General features: G+C 70.0%; 13 protein-coding genes. 1 reads left to right on the plus strand and 12 read right to left on the minus strand.

Annotated features, from left to right (window positions below; all coding sequences use genetic code 11):
• Positions 1 to 215 precede the first annotated feature (215 nt).
• The 5 genes from BFF77_RS21005 to BFF77_RS21025 all read right to left on the minus strand — a co-directional run bounded on the left by BFF77_RS21005 (position 216) and on the right by BFF77_RS21025 (position 5,023).
• Positions 216 to 1,802 (minus strand): Na+/H+ antiporter, encoded by a 1,587-nt coding sequence (locus tag BFF77_RS21005; protein ID WP_066952238.1) that lies wholly within the window; start codon positions 1,800 to 1,802, stop codon positions 216 to 218.
• Between the two features lie 97 nt (positions 1,803 to 1,899).
• On the minus strand, positions 1,900 to 2,427 hold the full coding sequence (locus BFF77_RS21010; RefSeq protein WP_066952240.1) for a GNAT family N-acetyltransferase: 528 nt from the start codon (positions 2,425 to 2,427) through the stop codon (positions 1,900 to 1,902).
• Entirely contained in the window at positions 2,424 to 3,365 is a 942-nt protein-coding gene (locus BFF77_RS21015) for an RluA family pseudouridine synthase (RefSeq protein ID WP_066952242.1), read from the minus strand. Before BFF77_RS21015 ends, BFF77_RS21010 begins: the two co-directional genes overlap by 4 nt.
• Before the next feature lie 96 nt (positions 3,366 to 3,461).
• Positions 3,462 to 4,031, minus strand: coding sequence for a signal peptidase II (lspA, locus tag BFF77_RS21020; protein ID WP_066952244.1), 570 nt, complete (start codon positions 4,029 to 4,031; stop codon positions 3,462 to 3,464).
• Positions 4,032 to 4,090: 59 nt separating this feature from the next.
• Positions 4,091 to 5,023: a TraR/DksA family transcriptional regulator gene (locus tag BFF77_RS21025; RefSeq protein WP_342671249.1), complete on the minus strand. Its 933-nt coding sequence runs from the start codon at positions 5,021 to 5,023 to the stop codon at positions 4,091 to 4,093.
• A 558-nt stretch (positions 5,024 to 5,581) separates the two neighbouring features.
• Here BFF77_RS21025 and ileS point away from each other — a divergent pair.
• Positions 5,582 to 8,731: an isoleucine--tRNA ligase gene (gene ileS / locus BFF77_RS21030; protein ID WP_066952248.1), complete on the plus strand. Its 3,150-nt coding sequence runs from the start codon at positions 5,582 to 5,584 to the stop codon at positions 8,729 to 8,731.
• A gap of 185 nt (positions 8,732 to 8,916) precedes the next feature.
• Here ileS and BFF77_RS21035 read toward each other — a convergent pair whose 3' ends face one another.
• The 7 genes from BFF77_RS21035 to BFF77_RS21065 form a co-directional block, all read right to left on the minus strand.
• Positions 8,917 to 10,170, minus strand: coding sequence for a DivIVA domain-containing protein (locus BFF77_RS21035; RefSeq protein WP_066952250.1), 1,254 nt, complete (start codon positions 10,168 to 10,170; stop codon positions 8,917 to 8,919).
• A gap of 49 nt (positions 10,171 to 10,219) precedes the next feature.
• Positions 10,220 to 10,516 (minus strand): YggT family protein, encoded by a 297-nt coding sequence (locus BFF77_RS21040; RefSeq protein WP_046507963.1) that lies wholly within the window; start codon positions 10,514 to 10,516, stop codon positions 10,220 to 10,222.
• Positions 10,517 to 10,608: 92 nt separating this feature from the next.
• On the minus strand, positions 10,609 to 11,244 hold the full coding sequence (locus tag BFF77_RS21045; RefSeq protein ID WP_066952252.1) for a cell division protein SepF: 636 nt from the start codon (positions 11,242 to 11,244) through the stop codon (positions 10,609 to 10,611).
• A 124-nt stretch (positions 11,245 to 11,368) separates the two neighbouring features.
• Positions 11,369 to 12,088, minus strand: a complete 720-nt coding sequence (locus BFF77_RS21050; protein ID WP_066952254.1) for a YggS family pyridoxal phosphate-dependent enzyme — start codon at positions 12,086 to 12,088, stop codon at positions 11,369 to 11,371.
• Between the two features lie 6 nt (positions 12,089 to 12,094).
• Positions 12,095 to 12,823 (minus strand): peptidoglycan editing factor PgeF, encoded by a 729-nt coding sequence (gene pgeF / locus BFF77_RS21055; protein WP_245703626.1) that lies wholly within the window; start codon positions 12,821 to 12,823, stop codon positions 12,095 to 12,097.
• A complete protein-coding gene (gene ftsZ / locus BFF77_RS21060; protein ID WP_066952256.1) occupies positions 12,820 to 14,031 on the minus strand; it encodes a cell division protein FtsZ in 1,212 nt (403 codons plus the stop codon). Before ftsZ ends, pgeF begins: the two co-directional genes overlap by 4 nt.
• A 276-nt stretch (positions 14,032 to 14,307) precedes the next feature.
• Positions 14,308 to 15,099, minus strand: coding sequence for a cell division protein FtsQ/DivIB (locus BFF77_RS21065; protein WP_066952258.1), 792 nt, complete (start codon positions 15,097 to 15,099; stop codon positions 14,308 to 14,310).
• Position 15,100 lies beyond the last annotated feature (1 nt).

Below are 15,100 nucleotides of genomic sequence, written 5' to 3' on the forward strand. Positions count from 1 at the left end.
GTCGCGCCCGGCGGCCCGTCGCGCCCGGCGGCCCGTCGCGCCCGGCGGCCCGTCGCGCCCGGCGGCCCGTCGCGTCCGGGCGGTGTGCCACGCCCGGCCGGTGTGCCACGCCCGGCCGGCCCGTCACGCCCGGCGGCCCGTCACGCCCGGCCGGCCTGTCACATCCGGGCGGAAGACGCGTCCGGCGGCAGACGGGTCCGGGCGGCGGCTCGCGCTCAGCGCATGCTGCGGACGTCGAGATGGCGCAGCACCCGGTCCACCACCTCGGGATCCGTGCCCGGTTCACTGCGGGCCGCGAGGACCTCGTGCCGGGCCGCCGACATCATCTCGCGCTGGATGCGCTGCATGGTCCTGAGCCGGGAGACCCGGCCCGTGACCCACTCGCGCCGCTCGTCGTCGACGATGTCGGGACTGATCCGTACGCCGACGTCGAAGGCCGCCCGCTGGAGCCGCTCGCTGATGTCCTCGGGCAGCTCCTCGACGTCCTCGATCTCCTTCAGCCTGCGCCTGGCCGCCTTGGCCGCGCGGACCGCGAGCGAGTGCTCCAGCTCCCGCTCGGCGTCGGTGTCGGCCCGGACGCCGAGCCTCCTCACCAGCCAGGGCAGGGTGAGTCCCTGGAAGACCAGGGTGGTCACGATGACCGCGAAGGCGATGAAGATGATCTCGTCCCGGCCGGGGAACGGCCGCCCGTCGTCGGTCTTCAGCGGGATCGCCAGCGCCAGGGCCACCGAGGCCACTCCGCGCATCCCGGCCCACCACATCACCACGGTCTCGCGCCAGCCGACCGGGATGTCCTCGTCGTAGTCGCGGAGCTTGTGCAGCCGCTTGGCCAGCCAGGTCGCGGGAAGCAGCCAGAGCAGCCGTACGACCACGACCACCCCGACGATCGCCGCGCCCCAGCCGAGCATCCGGCCCTCCCGGCCGCCGGCCGAGCCGAAGGCGTTGTGGAGCTCCAGCCCGATGAGGCCGAAGGCGACACCGGTCACCAGGACGTCCACGACCTGCCAGAAGGAGTTCCCCGCGAGCCGTCCCATCACGTCGTCGGCGTCGGCGGTGTGCTCGGCGAGGAAGAGGGCGGTGGTGAGGACGGCGAGGACGCCGGAACCGTACAGCTCCTCGGCGAGTACGTAGCTGACGAACGGCACCAGGAGCGTCAGCCCGATCTGCAGCGTCGCGTCGCCGAGCACCGACATCAGCTTGTTGGAGATCCAGCCGAGGGCGAGTCCGACCAGCACGGCCACCACCGCGGAGAGCACGAACGCCCCGACCGCGCCCGGCCAGGAGAACGTCCCGCTGACGGCCGCGGCGATCGCCACGTGGTAGAGCACGATCGCGGTGACATCGTTGAAGAGCCCCTCGCCCTCCAGGATCGAGACCAGCCGCCTCGGCAGTCCGAGCGAGCCCGCGACGGCGGTCGCGGCGACCGGGTCGGGCGGCGCCACGAGCGCGCCCAGCGCGACCGCGGCGGCGACCGGAAGGCCGGGCACGACGGAGTTGGCGACGACCGCCACCGCCGCGGTCGTCACGAAGACCAGCGCGACCGCGAGCAGGAAGATGGGACGCTTGTTGGCGGCGAACTGCCGCCAGGAGGTGCGCTGTACGGCGGCGTAGAGCAGAGGCGGCAGCAGCAGCGGCAGGATGAAGTCCGGCGGCACCTGGACGTCCGGCACGAACGGCAGCAGGGCCAGGCCGATCCCGACGAGCGTCATCAGCACCGGCGCGGGCAGCCTGAGCCGTTCGCCGAGCGGCACCGTGATCACCGCGCCGAGCAACAGCACGAGCAGCAGGGCCAGTTGGTCCACAGTGCGCCCTCCGGTGGTCGCGCCCCCGATGGCGGCCATCGGTGATCAGGACCTCAAGCCTGCCACGCGCCGCCGTACGGTCGCGGCGGCGCTGCGGTCAGGCCGTCGCGGCGCCGCCCCGGATCGTACGGCGCATCGAGCGGTGCGGAATGTCCGCGTCCAGGTACTCGGGCCCGTACGCCTCGTATCCGAGCCGCTCGTAGAAGCCCAGAGCGTGCGACTGCGCGTGCAGATCCACCACCGTGAGACCGCGCTCACGCGCCGCGTCCTCGATGGCCCGTACCAGCGCGGCGCCGATGCCCCGGCCACGGGCCGCCGCGGTGACCGCGAGCCGGCCCAGCGAGCCCACGGCCGGATCGCCGCCGGTCCGGTCGGCGGCGCCGGGCCCGTACAGCAGCCGTCCGGTGCCCAGCGGCACTCCGTCGTCACGGACGGCGAGCACCTGGAGCGCCTGATCGTCACGCCCGTCGTACTCGATGTCCTCGGCGACCCGCTGCTCGACCACGAAGACCTCCTTGCGGACCGCGAAGCACGCCTCGATGTCCGCCGGATCCGTCGCGAGCCGGATCACAAAGCCGGTGTCCGCGCCGGTCACGGCCCCGGCCCCGGTCACGGGCCCGCTCATGTGTTGCTCTCCGCCCTGACCCGGTCCAGCGCCTGCTGAAGATCCTCGGGGTAGGTGCTGGAGAACTCCACCCACCGCCCGTCCGACGGATGCTCGAAGCCCAGCCGCACCGCGTGCAGCCACTGCCGGGTCAGCCCGAGCCGCTTGGCCAGCGTCGGATCGGCGCCATAGGTCAGATCGCCCACACAGGGATGGCGGTGGGCCGCCATGTGCACCCGGATCTGGTGCGTACGCCCCGTCTCCAGCTTGATGTCCAGCAGGGACGCCGACCGGAAGGCCTCGACCAGGTCGTAGTGCGTGACCGACGGCTTGCCCTCCGCGGTCACCGCCCACTTGTAGTCATGATGGGGATGGCGCCCGATCGGAGCGTCGATGGTCCCGCTCATCGGGTCCGGATGCCCCTGCACCAGCGCGTGGTAGCGCTTATCGACGACCCGGTCCCGGAACTGTGCCTTGAGCAGGGTGTACGCCCGCTCCGACTTGGCCACGACCATCAGCCCCGAGGTCCCGACGTCGAGCCGGTGGACGACGCCCTGGCGCTCGGCGGCGCCCGAGGTCGAGATCCGGTAGCCGGCGGCGGCGAGACCGCCGATGACCGTGGTCCCGGTCCAGCCCGGGCTCGGGTGTGCGGCCACACCGACCGGCTTGACGATCACGACGATGTCGTCGTCGTCGTGCACGATCTCCATGCCCTCGACGGGCTCCGCCACGATCTCCACGGGCGCCGCCGCCGGAGGCATCTCCACTTCGAGCCAGGCGCCGCCGTTGACCCGCTCGGACTTCCCGACGACGGAGCCGTCGACCTGGACCTTCCCGGAGGCGGCCAGCTCCGCCGCCTTCGTACGGGAGAACCCGAACATACGGGCTATGGCGGCGTCGACGCGCTCGCCCTCCAGGCCGTCGGGTACGGGCAGCGTTCTGATCTCGGGAAAGCTCACGCGTCGAGTATGCCTTGCCGAGCCGGTGGCCGGTCCCGCCTGTGGACAGCCCCGGCCGCCTGTGGACAAGCCCCCGACGGGCCCGGTCGGCCCCGGTCAGTCCTTGTGGACGGTCCCGTCCGGGTCGAGACCCCGGAACGACAGCAGCACGATGAGGATTCCTCCGCAGACGATCGCGGAGTCGGCGAGATTGAAGACCGCGAAGTGCGCGGGAGCGATGAAGTCCACGACGGCGCCCTGGAAGACGCCCGGCGAGCGGAAGATCCGGTCGGTGAGATTGCCCAGCGCGCCGCCGAGCAGCAGTCCGAGCGCGATCGCCCAGGGCAGGCTGTAGAGCTTGCGCGCCAGCCGGGCGATCACCACGATCACGGTCGCCGCGATGATCGTGAAGATCACCGTGAACGCCTCACCGACACCGAAGGCGGCTCCGGGGTTCCTGATCGCCTCGAACCTCAGCAGATCACCGATGATCTCGATCGGCTCGTGGTGCTCCAGCTTGGCCACCACGAGCATCTTGGAACCGAGGTCAAGCAGGTAGGCCAGGACGGCGACGGTGAAGAGCGTGGCGATCTTGCGCTTCCCCCTGGACTGCTCGGCGGGAGCCGCAGTCTCGTCGTCCACATCCGGAACATCCGGCGTACCGATAACGCGCTCCGCCTCTGCCACGTGAGTCCCTCAACCTAGACGCCTGACTGAGGACGAGGGTACGGCACCTCCGTACGCGTTCAGCCTCGACGTTCCTGCTTTTGTTTGTCCTCCACGCAGAGCGTGGCCCGCGGGAACGCCTGCATCCGGGCCTTGCCGATCGGCCTGCCGCAGATCTCGCAGAGACCGTAGGTGCCGGAGTCCAGCCGCTGGAGCGCGCGCTCGGTCTGCTCCAGCATCTCGCGGGCGTTGGCGGCGAGCGCCATCTCGTGCTCGCGCGTGATGTTCTTGGTGCCGGTGTCGGCGTCGTCGTCACCGGCTCCGTCGCCGGAATCCCGCATCAGGCCGACGAGGGCGGTCTCGGACGAGGTGATCTCGGCGGTCAGCCGGGCGATCTCGCCCTCCAGCTCGTCCCGGGCCGCGGCGACCTCCTCCTCGGTCCAGGGATCCTCGCCCGGCCGTACGGCCAGCTCATCGGGAGGGGTCACGGCGGCGTCGGCCGTGGAGACCGCTGTCGCGACCACCGAGGCGGGCTCGCCGGCCGCCGTGCTCCTGCCACCCGCAGTCTTCTTGGCTCCCACCGTTTTGGCTCCCGTCTGTTCCGCGGCCTTGGCCGCCCCCTTGGCCGCGGACGCGGCCTTCTTCGCAGGTGCCTTGCCCACCGGCGCCTTTTTCGCTGCCTTCTTCGTGGCCGTCTTCCGCGCGGACGGCTTCTCCGCCGCCCGCTTCTCCGCGGCCGGCTTCCTCTCGGCCTTCTTCGCGACGGCCTTCTGAGCCGGTGGCTTCCGGGCCGGTGCCTTCTTCGCCGGGGCCTTCTCGGCCGCCGGCTTCTTCGTTGCGGTCTTCCTCATGGAGGTCTTCTTCGCGATGGTCTTCTCGGCTGTGCTGTTCGGGGTGGTCTTCGCGGTGGTGGACTTCTTCGCCGGTGCCTTCCCGGCCGACGCCTTCCTGGCCGTGGCCGACTTCTTCGCGGCGGTCTTCTTCGCCACCATGGCCGCGGCCCCTTCACACATTGTGATCTTGCTCGCGAATCGTGCTGGGACGATAAATCGACACCAGCCCCGCGGCAACGGGGCACGCCGCCGCTTCGGCCCTCCCCATGGCGTGACAAGACGAGCCTCCATCCGTTGTGCCCAGCTCGCCGCCCGGTAATCCGCCGCCGGGCGGCCACAAAGTCCGAAAGGGCCGGTATAACCATTCGGGTCATACGTTCGGCCGTACGGCACCTCCGCCGGAAACCGGTCGGCCCCGCCGTCCACCGCCCCGTACACTGGGCTCCAGCGAAAGGCGTGGATGGGGACGAGTAGCGTCGTACGCGGCCATGAGCGACCCGGGGACGGTGCGAGCCCGGGGGCAGAGCGCGATGTGAAGGATCACCCCGGAGCCGCCGGAAGAAAGCCCTGGTCGGATCGCTGGACCCGGTGCGAGTAGAACCGGCAGCGCGACCCCAATGAGGGGGCCGCGGGCGGAGCGCGCCCGGGGCCAAGGAGGGTGGTACCGCGGGAGCCCAGGCTCTCGTCCCTCCGACGGAGATGTCGCAGTTCCGCCGGAGGAAGCGCCCCATGACACCAGTGACGCCACCCCAGTACCGCCAGGTCCCCGCCCAGGTCGACCTGCCCGCGCTGGAGCACGCCGTGCTCGATTTCTGGCGTGAGAGCAAGGTCTTCGACAAGAGCCTCGAACGCTCCGAGGGCCGCCCCGAGTGGGTCTTCTACGAGGGCCCGCCGACCGCCAACGGCATGCCGGGCGCGCACCACATCGAGGCCCGCGTCTTCAAGGACGTCTTCCCGCGCTTTCGCACCATGCGCGGCTACCACGTCGCCCGCAAGGCCGGCTGGGACTGCCACGGTCTGCCGGTGGAGCTGGCCGTGGAGAAGGAGCTGGGCTTCAACGGCAAGAAGGACATCGAGGCGTACGGCATCGCCGAGTTCAACGCCAGGTGCCGCGAGTCCGTGACCCGGCACACCGACGCCTTCACCGAGCTCACGACGCGCATGGGGTACTGGGTCGATCTGGACGACGCGTACCGCACCATGGACCCGGAGTACATCGACTCCGTCTGGTGGTCGCTGAAGGAGATCTTCGACAAGGGCCTGCTGGTCCAGGACTACCGGGTGGCACCCTGGTGCCCGCGCGACCAGACCGGTCTCTCCGACCACGAGCTGGCCCAGGGATACGAGACGATCGTCGATCCCTCGGTCTTCGTCCGCTTCCCGCTCACCTCGGGACCGCTCGCCGGCGAGGCGTCGCTGCTGGTCTGGACGACCACTCCGTGGACGCTGGTGTCGAACACCGCCGTGGCCGCGCACCCCGAGGTCACCTATGTGGTCGCGACCGACGGCGAGGAGAAGCTCGTCGTGGCCCGGCCGCTGCTGGAGAAGGCGCTGGGCGAGGGCTGGGAGCCCACCGGTGAGTCCTTCACCGGCCGCGAGATGGAGCGCTGGACCTACGACCGTCCCTTCACACTGATCGACTTCCCCGACGGGACCGAGGCGCACTACGTCGTCAACGCCGAGTACGTCACGACGGAGGACGGCACGGGTCTGGTCCACCAGTCCCCGGCCTTCGGCGAGGACGACCTGAAGGTGTGCCGCGCGTACGGCCTTCCCGTCGTCAACCCGGTGCGCCCCGACGGCACCTTCGAGGAGGACCTGCCGCTGGTCGGCGGGGTCTTCTTCAAGAAGGCCGACGAGGCCCTGACCGAGGATCTGCGCGAGCGCGGGCTGCTGTTCCGGCATGTGCCGTACGAGCACAGCTATCCGCACTGCTGGCGCTGCCACACCGCGCTCCTCTACTACGCGCAGCCGTCCTGGTACATCCGCACGACCGCGATCAAGGACCGGCTGCTCGACGAGAACGAGAAGACCAACTGGTTCCCGGACTCGGTCAAGCACGGCAGGTACGGCGACTGGCTGAACAACAACGTCGACTGGGCGCTCTCCCGCAACCGCTACTGGGGCACACCGCTGCCCATCTGGCGCTGTGCGGAGAACCACCTGACCTGTGTGGGTTCACGCACGGAGCTGACGGAGCTGACGGGCAGCGACCAGTCGGGGCTGGATCCGCACCGCCCCTTCATCGACGCCGTCACCTTCGCCTGTCCCGCCGGGGGGTGCGGGCTGGAGGCCGTGCGGGTTCCCGAGGTGATCGACGCCTGGTACGACTCGGGCTCGATGCCGTTCGCGCAGTGGGGCTACCCGTACAAGAACAAGGACCTCTTCGAGCAGCGCTATCCGGCGCAGTTCATCTCGGAGGCGATCGACCAGACGCGCGGCTGGTTCTACACGCTGATGGCCGTCGGCACGCTGGTCTTCGACAAGTCGTCGTACGAGAACGTCGTCTGCCTCGGTCACATCCTCGCCGAGGACGGCCGGAAGATGTCCAAGCACCTGGGCAACATCCTCCAGCCGATCCCGTTGATGGACCAGCACGGCGCGGACGCGGTCCGCTGGTTCATGGCGGCCGGCGGCTCCCCGTGGGCCGCGCGGCGGGTCGGACACGGCACGATCCAGGAGGTCGTGCGCAAGACGCTGCTGACGTACTGGAACACCGTCGTCTTCCAGGCCCTGTACGCCCGGACGTCGGGTTGGGCGCCCAGCGGGGCCGACCCGGCGCCGGCCGACCGGCCGCTGCTGGACCGCTGGCTGCTGAGCGAGCTGCACGCGCTGGTCGACCAGACCACCCAGGCCATGGAGACCTACGACACCCAGCGCACCGGCAAGCTGCTCTCGGCGTTCGTGGACGATCTCTCCAACTGGTACGTCCGCCGCTCGCGGCGCCGCTTCTGGCAGGGCGACAAGGCGGCGCTGCGCACGCTGCACGACGTGGTGGAGACGGTCACACGGCTGATGGCGCCGCTGACGCCGTTCATCACCGAGCGGGTCTGGCAGGACATGGTCGTGCCGGTGACTCCGGACGCCGTGGAGTCGGTGCATCTGGCGAGCTGGCCCGAGCCCGATCTCACGGCGGTCGACCCGGTGCTCTCGCGGCAGATGGCGCTGGTGCGCAGGCTGGTGGAACTGGGCCGGGCGACGCGGGCGGAGTCGGGTGTGAAGACCCGCCAGCCGCTCTCCCGCGCGCTGATCGCGGCGGCGGGCTTCGAGACGCTCTCCCCCGAACTGCGGTCCCAGATCACGGAGGAGCTGAACGTCTCCTCGCTGGCGACGCTCTCCGAGGTGGGCGGCTCGCTGGTCGACACGACGGCGAAGGCCAACTTCCGCGCGCTGGGCAAGCGTTTCGGCAAGGGCGTCCAGGTGGTGGCGAAGGCGATCGCGGACGCGGACGCGGCGGCGCTGTCGCTGGCCCTGCGCGAGGGCGACGCGACGGTGACGGTCGACGGTGACGTGGTCTCCCTCACCCCGGAGGAGGTCATCATCACGGAGACTCCGCGTGAGGGCTGGTCGGTCGCGTCCGACTCGGGCGCGACGGTCGCGCTGGACCTGGAGATCACTCCGGAGCTGCGGCTCGCGGGCCTGGCCCGTGACGCGATCCGGCTGATCCAGGAGGCGCGCAAGAACAGCGGCCTGGACGTCGCGGACCGCATCGCCGTCCGCTGGAGCGCCACGTCCCCGTCCACCACGGAAGCCCTCACCGCGCACACGCCCCTGATCTCGGACGAGGTCCTGGCCACGTCCTTCACCCCGGGCACCCCGGACGCCTCCTACGGCCCCCCGTTCACGGACGAGTCCCTGGAACTCACCTTCCACCTCCGCAAGTCCTGACCCCGGCGGGGTAGGGGGGCCTCCTCCCCCACCCCGCACCGGGCCCGGTCTCTGGAGGGGCGGAAAAGGGAAGGGACGGGCCGCCCGCGGCGGAAGCGCGTACACACAAGGGCCGGGCCCGGGGAGATCCCCGGGCCCGGCCCTTGTGACTGCCGACGGCTACGCGTTACCCGCGCGCGGCCACGTCAGTTGTCGTCCTCGTCGATCAGAAATCCCCGCATCGGCGACGGTGCCTGCTGCATCGGCTGCGGCGCCTGCGGCCGTACCGGTGCCATCGGCTGCGTCATCGCCGGGGACATCTGCTGCTGACCGCCGTACGACGGGCCCGAGGGGCCGCCGTGACCCATGGAGGGCCCGCCCATCCCGCCGTGCCCCATCGCACCCGCTCCGGCCGGAGCCATCGACGGGGACGGCGGCAGCGAAGCCGTCGCCGGGGTACGCGGCGGGGCCAGCGAGTCGTCCGCCTGGGTCTCCAACTGACGGAGCTGGCTCTCCAGGTAGGACTTCAGACGCGTCCGGTACTCGCGCTCGAAGCCACGCAGATCCTCGACCTTGCGCTCCAGCGTCGCGCGCGCGGACTCCAGCGAGCCCATCGCCACACGGTGCTTCTCCTGCGCGTCCCGCTCCAGCGCGTCCGCCTTGGCGCGCGCGTCGCGCTCCAGGCCCTCGGCGCGGCTGCGCGCCTCACCGACGATCTTGTTCGCCTCGGAGCGCGCCTCGGCGATCGCCTGGTCGGCGGTCTGCTGGGCGAGCGAGAGCACCCGCGCGGCACTGTCGCCGCCGGGTCCCTGACCGGGCTGCTGCATCTGCGGGCCGTGGCCGCCCATGGGGCCGCCCATCGGTCCACCCATGGGACCGCCCTGCATCGGGCCGCCCTGCATGGGACCGCCCTGGCCCATCGGACCACCCTGCATCGGGCCGCCCTGGCCCATGGGGCCGCCCTGCATGGGACCACCCTGGCCCATCGGACCACCCTGCATCGGGCCGCCCTGACCCATCGGACCGCCCTGCATGGGACCACCCTGCATGGGGCCGCCCTGCATCGGTCCCGGGCCGTGCTGGCCACGCGGGTCATGACCCTGCGGACCGTGGCCACTCGGTCCCGCGGGGAGCTGCGGAGCGCCACCGGGCAGCTGGGGCGGACCCATCTGCGGCGGCTGCTGCTGGACCGGCGGTCCGGATATGGCGGCGGGGACAGGCGCACCGGGACGGTCCTGCTGTTCCGGAGGCTTGCGCATGCCCTGCTGCTGCTGGTTCTGCGCGGCGGCACGCGTCGCGGCGGCCAGCTTCGCGCGCAGGTCCTCGTTCTCGCGGAGCAGGCGCGTCAGTTCGGCCTCGACCTCGTCGAGAAAGGCATCGACCTCGTCCTCGTCGTAGCCTTCTCGGAGGCGGACGGTCGTGAACTGCTTGTTCCGCACGTCCTCAGGGGTCAATGGCATCTCTTCTTCACCTCTACGTAGTCGTCGGCAGTCGGCAAGACCGTATCGTTCACATCCCCCTCGCAAGAGTGCTCACCAGCGAGATCAGGATGTAGACGATGATCATCAGAACGAAGAAGGACAGGTCGAGTGCCACGCCCCCGAGACGCAACGGCGGGATGAACCGCCGAAGAAGCTTGAGCGGTGGATCCGTGACAGTGTAGGTGGCCTCCAGAACGACCACCATCGCCTTGCCGGGCTGCCATGAGCGGGCGAACTGGAAGACGTAGTCCATGACCAACCGGAAAATAAGCACGATGAGGAAGCACATCAGCGCGATGTAGACCACCTGTAGTGCGACGCCCATCCCGCTGCTTCCCTCTCCCCTGGCTCACTCTGGTCCGGTCCCGCGCCGGGCCGTTCCCGTCGCGCGACCGGGTCGTTCCCGGTGCTGTGTTCCTAGCTCTGGTTGAAGAACCCGCCCTCTGCGATGCGGGCCTTGTCCTCCGCCGTGACATCGACGTTAGCAGGAGACAGCAGGAACACCTTCTGCGTCACCCGTTCAATGCTGCCATGGAGACCGAAGACCAGTCCCGCGGCAAAGTCGACAAGTCGCTTCGCATCGGTGTCGTCCATCTCCGTGAGATTCATGATCACCGGAGTGCCCTCACGGAAGTGTTCCCCGATGGTACGGGCCTCGTTGTAGGTCCTCGGGTGCAATGTGGTGATGCGGTAGGGCTCCCGCTCGGACACAACCTTGGGCATGATCACCGGTGCGTTCTTCTCCAGACTCGGACGTTCAGGTGTGATGGATGCCACGGGGGCGATTCGCGCCGGACGCCCGATTTCGGCCCCCAGCGACACCGGTTCGCGCTCGCGTTCACGTTGGGCGGGAGGCTGAACCACCCGCATCGGCTCTTCCCGCTCCCGTTCCCGCTCACGCTCCTGCTGGTGCACGGGCTGGTGGCGCCGGTGCTCCCGCTCGGGTTCAGGCTCGGGTTCGAAATCGTCGTCGGGGTCAAAACCCCGGCCGTCGTACCCATCGTCCTCCACGAGGCCGAGGTAGACCGCCATCTTGCGCATCGCGCCGGCCATGCTCTGAGTCCTCCGCTCTGTGGTGGATCGGCCTCGTCACCAAGTGCCCGCGATCCACTAGGCCCGCCCGCCTTTCGGCGGAAATGACCATATTTTCTGCTGTGGTCCGACTTGCTTCGCGACGTTACCCGAGCCGGGGTCGGACTCCGAGTACCGCCGTACCGACGCGAACATGTGTCGCTCCCGCCATTACCGCGTCCTCAAGGTCCGAGCTCATCCCTGCTGAGACCATGTTCGCAGCCGGATGGTCCGCGCGCAGGCGGGATGAGAATTCCAGCAGCCGCTCGAACGCCGCCCGTTGCCGGCCCGCGTACGGACCGGCGAGCGGCGCCACGGTCATCAGACCGCCGAGCCGCAGTCCCGGCGCCCCGGCCACCGCCGTGGCCAACTCCTCGATCCCGTCGGGCGCCACCCCGCCGCGCGCCCCGCGTGCGCCGGACTCCGCGTCGAGCGCGACCTGGATCAGGCAGACCGGTTCACGCCCCGCGCGGACGGCCGCCGAGGAGAGGGCCGAGACCAGTCTGATCCGGTCGACGGACTGCACGACATCGGCGTAAGTGGCGACGGAGCGGACCTTGTTCGTCTGCAACTGGCCAACGAAATGCCACATGAGCGACAAATCCGCACAAGCGTCGGCTTTCGGGGCGGCATCCTGATCACGGTTCTCGGCCACATGCCGTACGCCGAGTTCATGGAGCAGTCGTACATCACTCGCGGGATAGGTCTTGGTGACCACGATCAGGGTCACCTCCTCCCGCTGACGGCCCGCCGCCGCACAGGCGGAGACGATACGTTCCTCCACCGTGGCGAGATTCGCCGCGAGTTCGGTTCTGCGATCGTTCATGCGCTCTCAGTCCAGCCAGACATATCCGGCGAGCCGCCCGGTCGTGCGGTCGCGGCGGTACGAGTAGTGGTCGTCCGACTCCAGTGTGCAGACCCCGGCGTGCCGCCGGTCCTCGACCCCCAGCGCCGCGAGTTGCGCGTGGACTCCGGCGGTGACGTCGACCGCCGGGGTCGACCAGCTCGTCTCGGACCAGGACTCCGGTACCGCGGCGGCCACCTCGTCCCGCATCGCCGCCGGGACCTCGTAGCAGCGCCCGCAGACCGCGGGACCGGTACGGGCGGTGATCCTGGACGGTTCGGCGCCGAGCGCGATCATGGCCTCGACGGCGGCCGGGACGACTCCGGCGACCATACCGGGACGTCCCGCGTGGGCGGCGGCGACGATCCCGGCAACCGGATCGGCCAGCAGCACGGGAACGCAGTCCGCGGTGAGTACGGCGAGCGCCAGCCCGCGCCGTACGGTGACGAGCGCGTCGACGGCGGGGATCTCCCCGCTCGTCCACGGTCCTTCGACCACGGCCACGTCGCGGCCGTGCACCTGGTTCATCCAGACGACCCGCGCCGGGTCGAGCGCCAGCGACTTCGCCGCGAGTTCACGGTTGGCCCGTACGGCCCCGGGATCGTCGCCGACCGCGCCACCGAGGTTGAGCCGCTCATACGGAGCGGCGCTCACCCCGCCCCACCGGTCGGTGAAGGCGAAGTGCGCGCCGCTCAGTGTCTCGTGCCTGCCTATCACTTCAAGAAGTCCGGAACGTCCAGCTCCTCGGCCTGGCTGTCCTGCTGGTACGGACGGGCCGGGGGAACATGCGGCGGGTGCACCGGCGAGAGGGGCTTCTCGTTGGACACCGGGGCGGGGTCGTGCTTGGCCGGACGGTCCTCGCGCGGCGGCACGGTTCCCAGTCCGCTCGTGGACCGGCCGCTGTCCACCCGGGACGGGGCCGGCTGGTCGTCGCGCTTGCTCGAAGCGCCGAGCACGGTCTCGCGCCGGGTCGGCGGCTGCCCGCCGTCGAAGCCGGCCGCGATGACGGTGACCCGTACCTCGTCACCGAGGGCGTCGTCGATGACGGCGCCGAAGATGATGTTGGCCTCGGGGTGGGCCGCCTCGCTCACCAGCTGGGCCGCCTCGTTGATCTCGAAGAGACCGAGGTCGGAGCCGCCGGAGATGGAGAGCAGGACACCGCGCGCGCCGTCGATGGACGCTTCGAGGAGCGGCGAGGAGATCGCCATCTCGGCGGCGGCCACCGCGCGGTCGTCGCCGCGGGCCGAGCCGATGCCCATGAGCGCCGAGCCCGCCTCGGACATCACGGACTTGACGTCGGCGAAGTCGAGGTTGATCAGACCGGGGGTGGTGATGAGGTCGGTGATGCCCTGGACGCCGGAGAGCAGGACCTGGTCGGCCGACTTGAACGCGTCGAGCACACTGACCTGGCGGTCCGAGATGGAGAGCAGCCGGTCGTTGGGGATGACGATGAGGGTGTCGACCTCTTCGCGGAGTTCGGCGATGCCGTCCTCGGCCTGGTTCGCGCGGCGGCGGCCCTCGAAGGTGAACGGGCGGGTGACCACACCGATCGTGAGTGCCCCGAGCGAGCGGGCGATGTTGGCCACGACGGGCGCGCCGCCCGTGCCGGTGCCGCCGCCCTCCCCGGCGGTGACGAAGACCATGTCGGCCCCCTTGAGGACCTCCTCGATCTCCTCACGGTGGTCCTCTGCCGCCTTGCGGCCGACGGCCGGGTTGGCTCCGGCCCCGAGGCCGCGGGTGAGTTCCCTGCCGACGTCGAGCTTGACGTCGGCGTCGCTCATCAACAGGGCTTGCGCGTCGGTGTTGATCGCGATGAACTCGACACCCTTGAGGCCGACCTCGATCATTCGGTTGATGGCATTGACACCACCGCCGCCGACACCGATGACCTTGATGACTGCGAGGTAGTTCTGCGGTGCTGCCACGTCGAAGGCCTCTCGCCTCGAGTTACGTGTCGCCGCTCCGCCGATGTGGCGCCGCGACGACTGATGCCGATGGGACGGTCCGAAACGCCGACCCAAACCCTGACGTTGAAGTTCAGGGTTACCAGTGTGTCCGCTTCTTGGACTCTTCCGAACAGGACACTAAGTCGACAAGTGGCGCACGTTCAACGAACACGCCGAACCTCCCGTTTTTCTTTTCACCCTATGTGATCACCCATAGCGCTGACCAACCAGGGTGCTGGCCAGCGCATATGTCCGTCAACTCCCCGACGCGGCAGGCGCGGTGGGAGCACTTACATCGAAGTACGCGGCCCTGGGAGCCGCTTTCATCAGAGCGGTGAGCGCACGCGCCTTGGCCGCGCCGTCCTCGGCGCTTCCCCACATCACCGTACGGCCGCCGGTCAGCTCCAGGGAGATCGAGTCGTACGAACGGACCCGGACCTTCCTGGTGTCCGCGGCCACTTTCCTGGGGAGTTCACTTCTGGCCCGTACGGCTTCGAGGATCAGCCGGTCGGTTCCGAAGCGCCGCGGAGCCGCTGTCCGGTCCACCGTCAATTCGAGCCCGGGGACGCCGGCGGGTGCCTTCTCCACCTCGGCGAAACGTACACCGTCCCCGTCCACTTCGATGAACTTTGCGCCCTTTTCGATAAGCAGGACGGGCTTTCGTTCGATCACTTTCAGACTGATTCCCCGGGGCCAGGAACGAGCCACCTCGACCGAATCGATACGTGGCAGCTTCCGCCGGAGCCTGGCCTCAATCGCGTCCGTGTCCACGGAAATCAGCGGCGCCCCGACCGGTACGGAGGCGGCGGACTCCACCTCCGCGCGCGTCAGCACCACGGTGCCCGAGGTGCTGACCCGTTCGACCCGGAGCCAGTTCGAGCCGTACAGCGTCCAGGTGCCGCCCGCGAGCAGCACGCTCGCCATGATCAGTACGATCATCAGCCTGCGGCCCGGCAGCCGGAACCGGCGGGCCGCGGACTCCTCAGGAGAGCGGCCGGACTTCGAACGCGGTCGTGCGCCGCGCTCGGCGGTCGTCGGTCCGGCCACT

The organism is Streptomyces lushanensis (genome assembly GCF_001700515.1).
Lineage (GTDB): Bacteria > Actinomycetota > Actinomycetes > Streptomycetales > Streptomycetaceae > Streptomyces > Streptomyces lushanensis.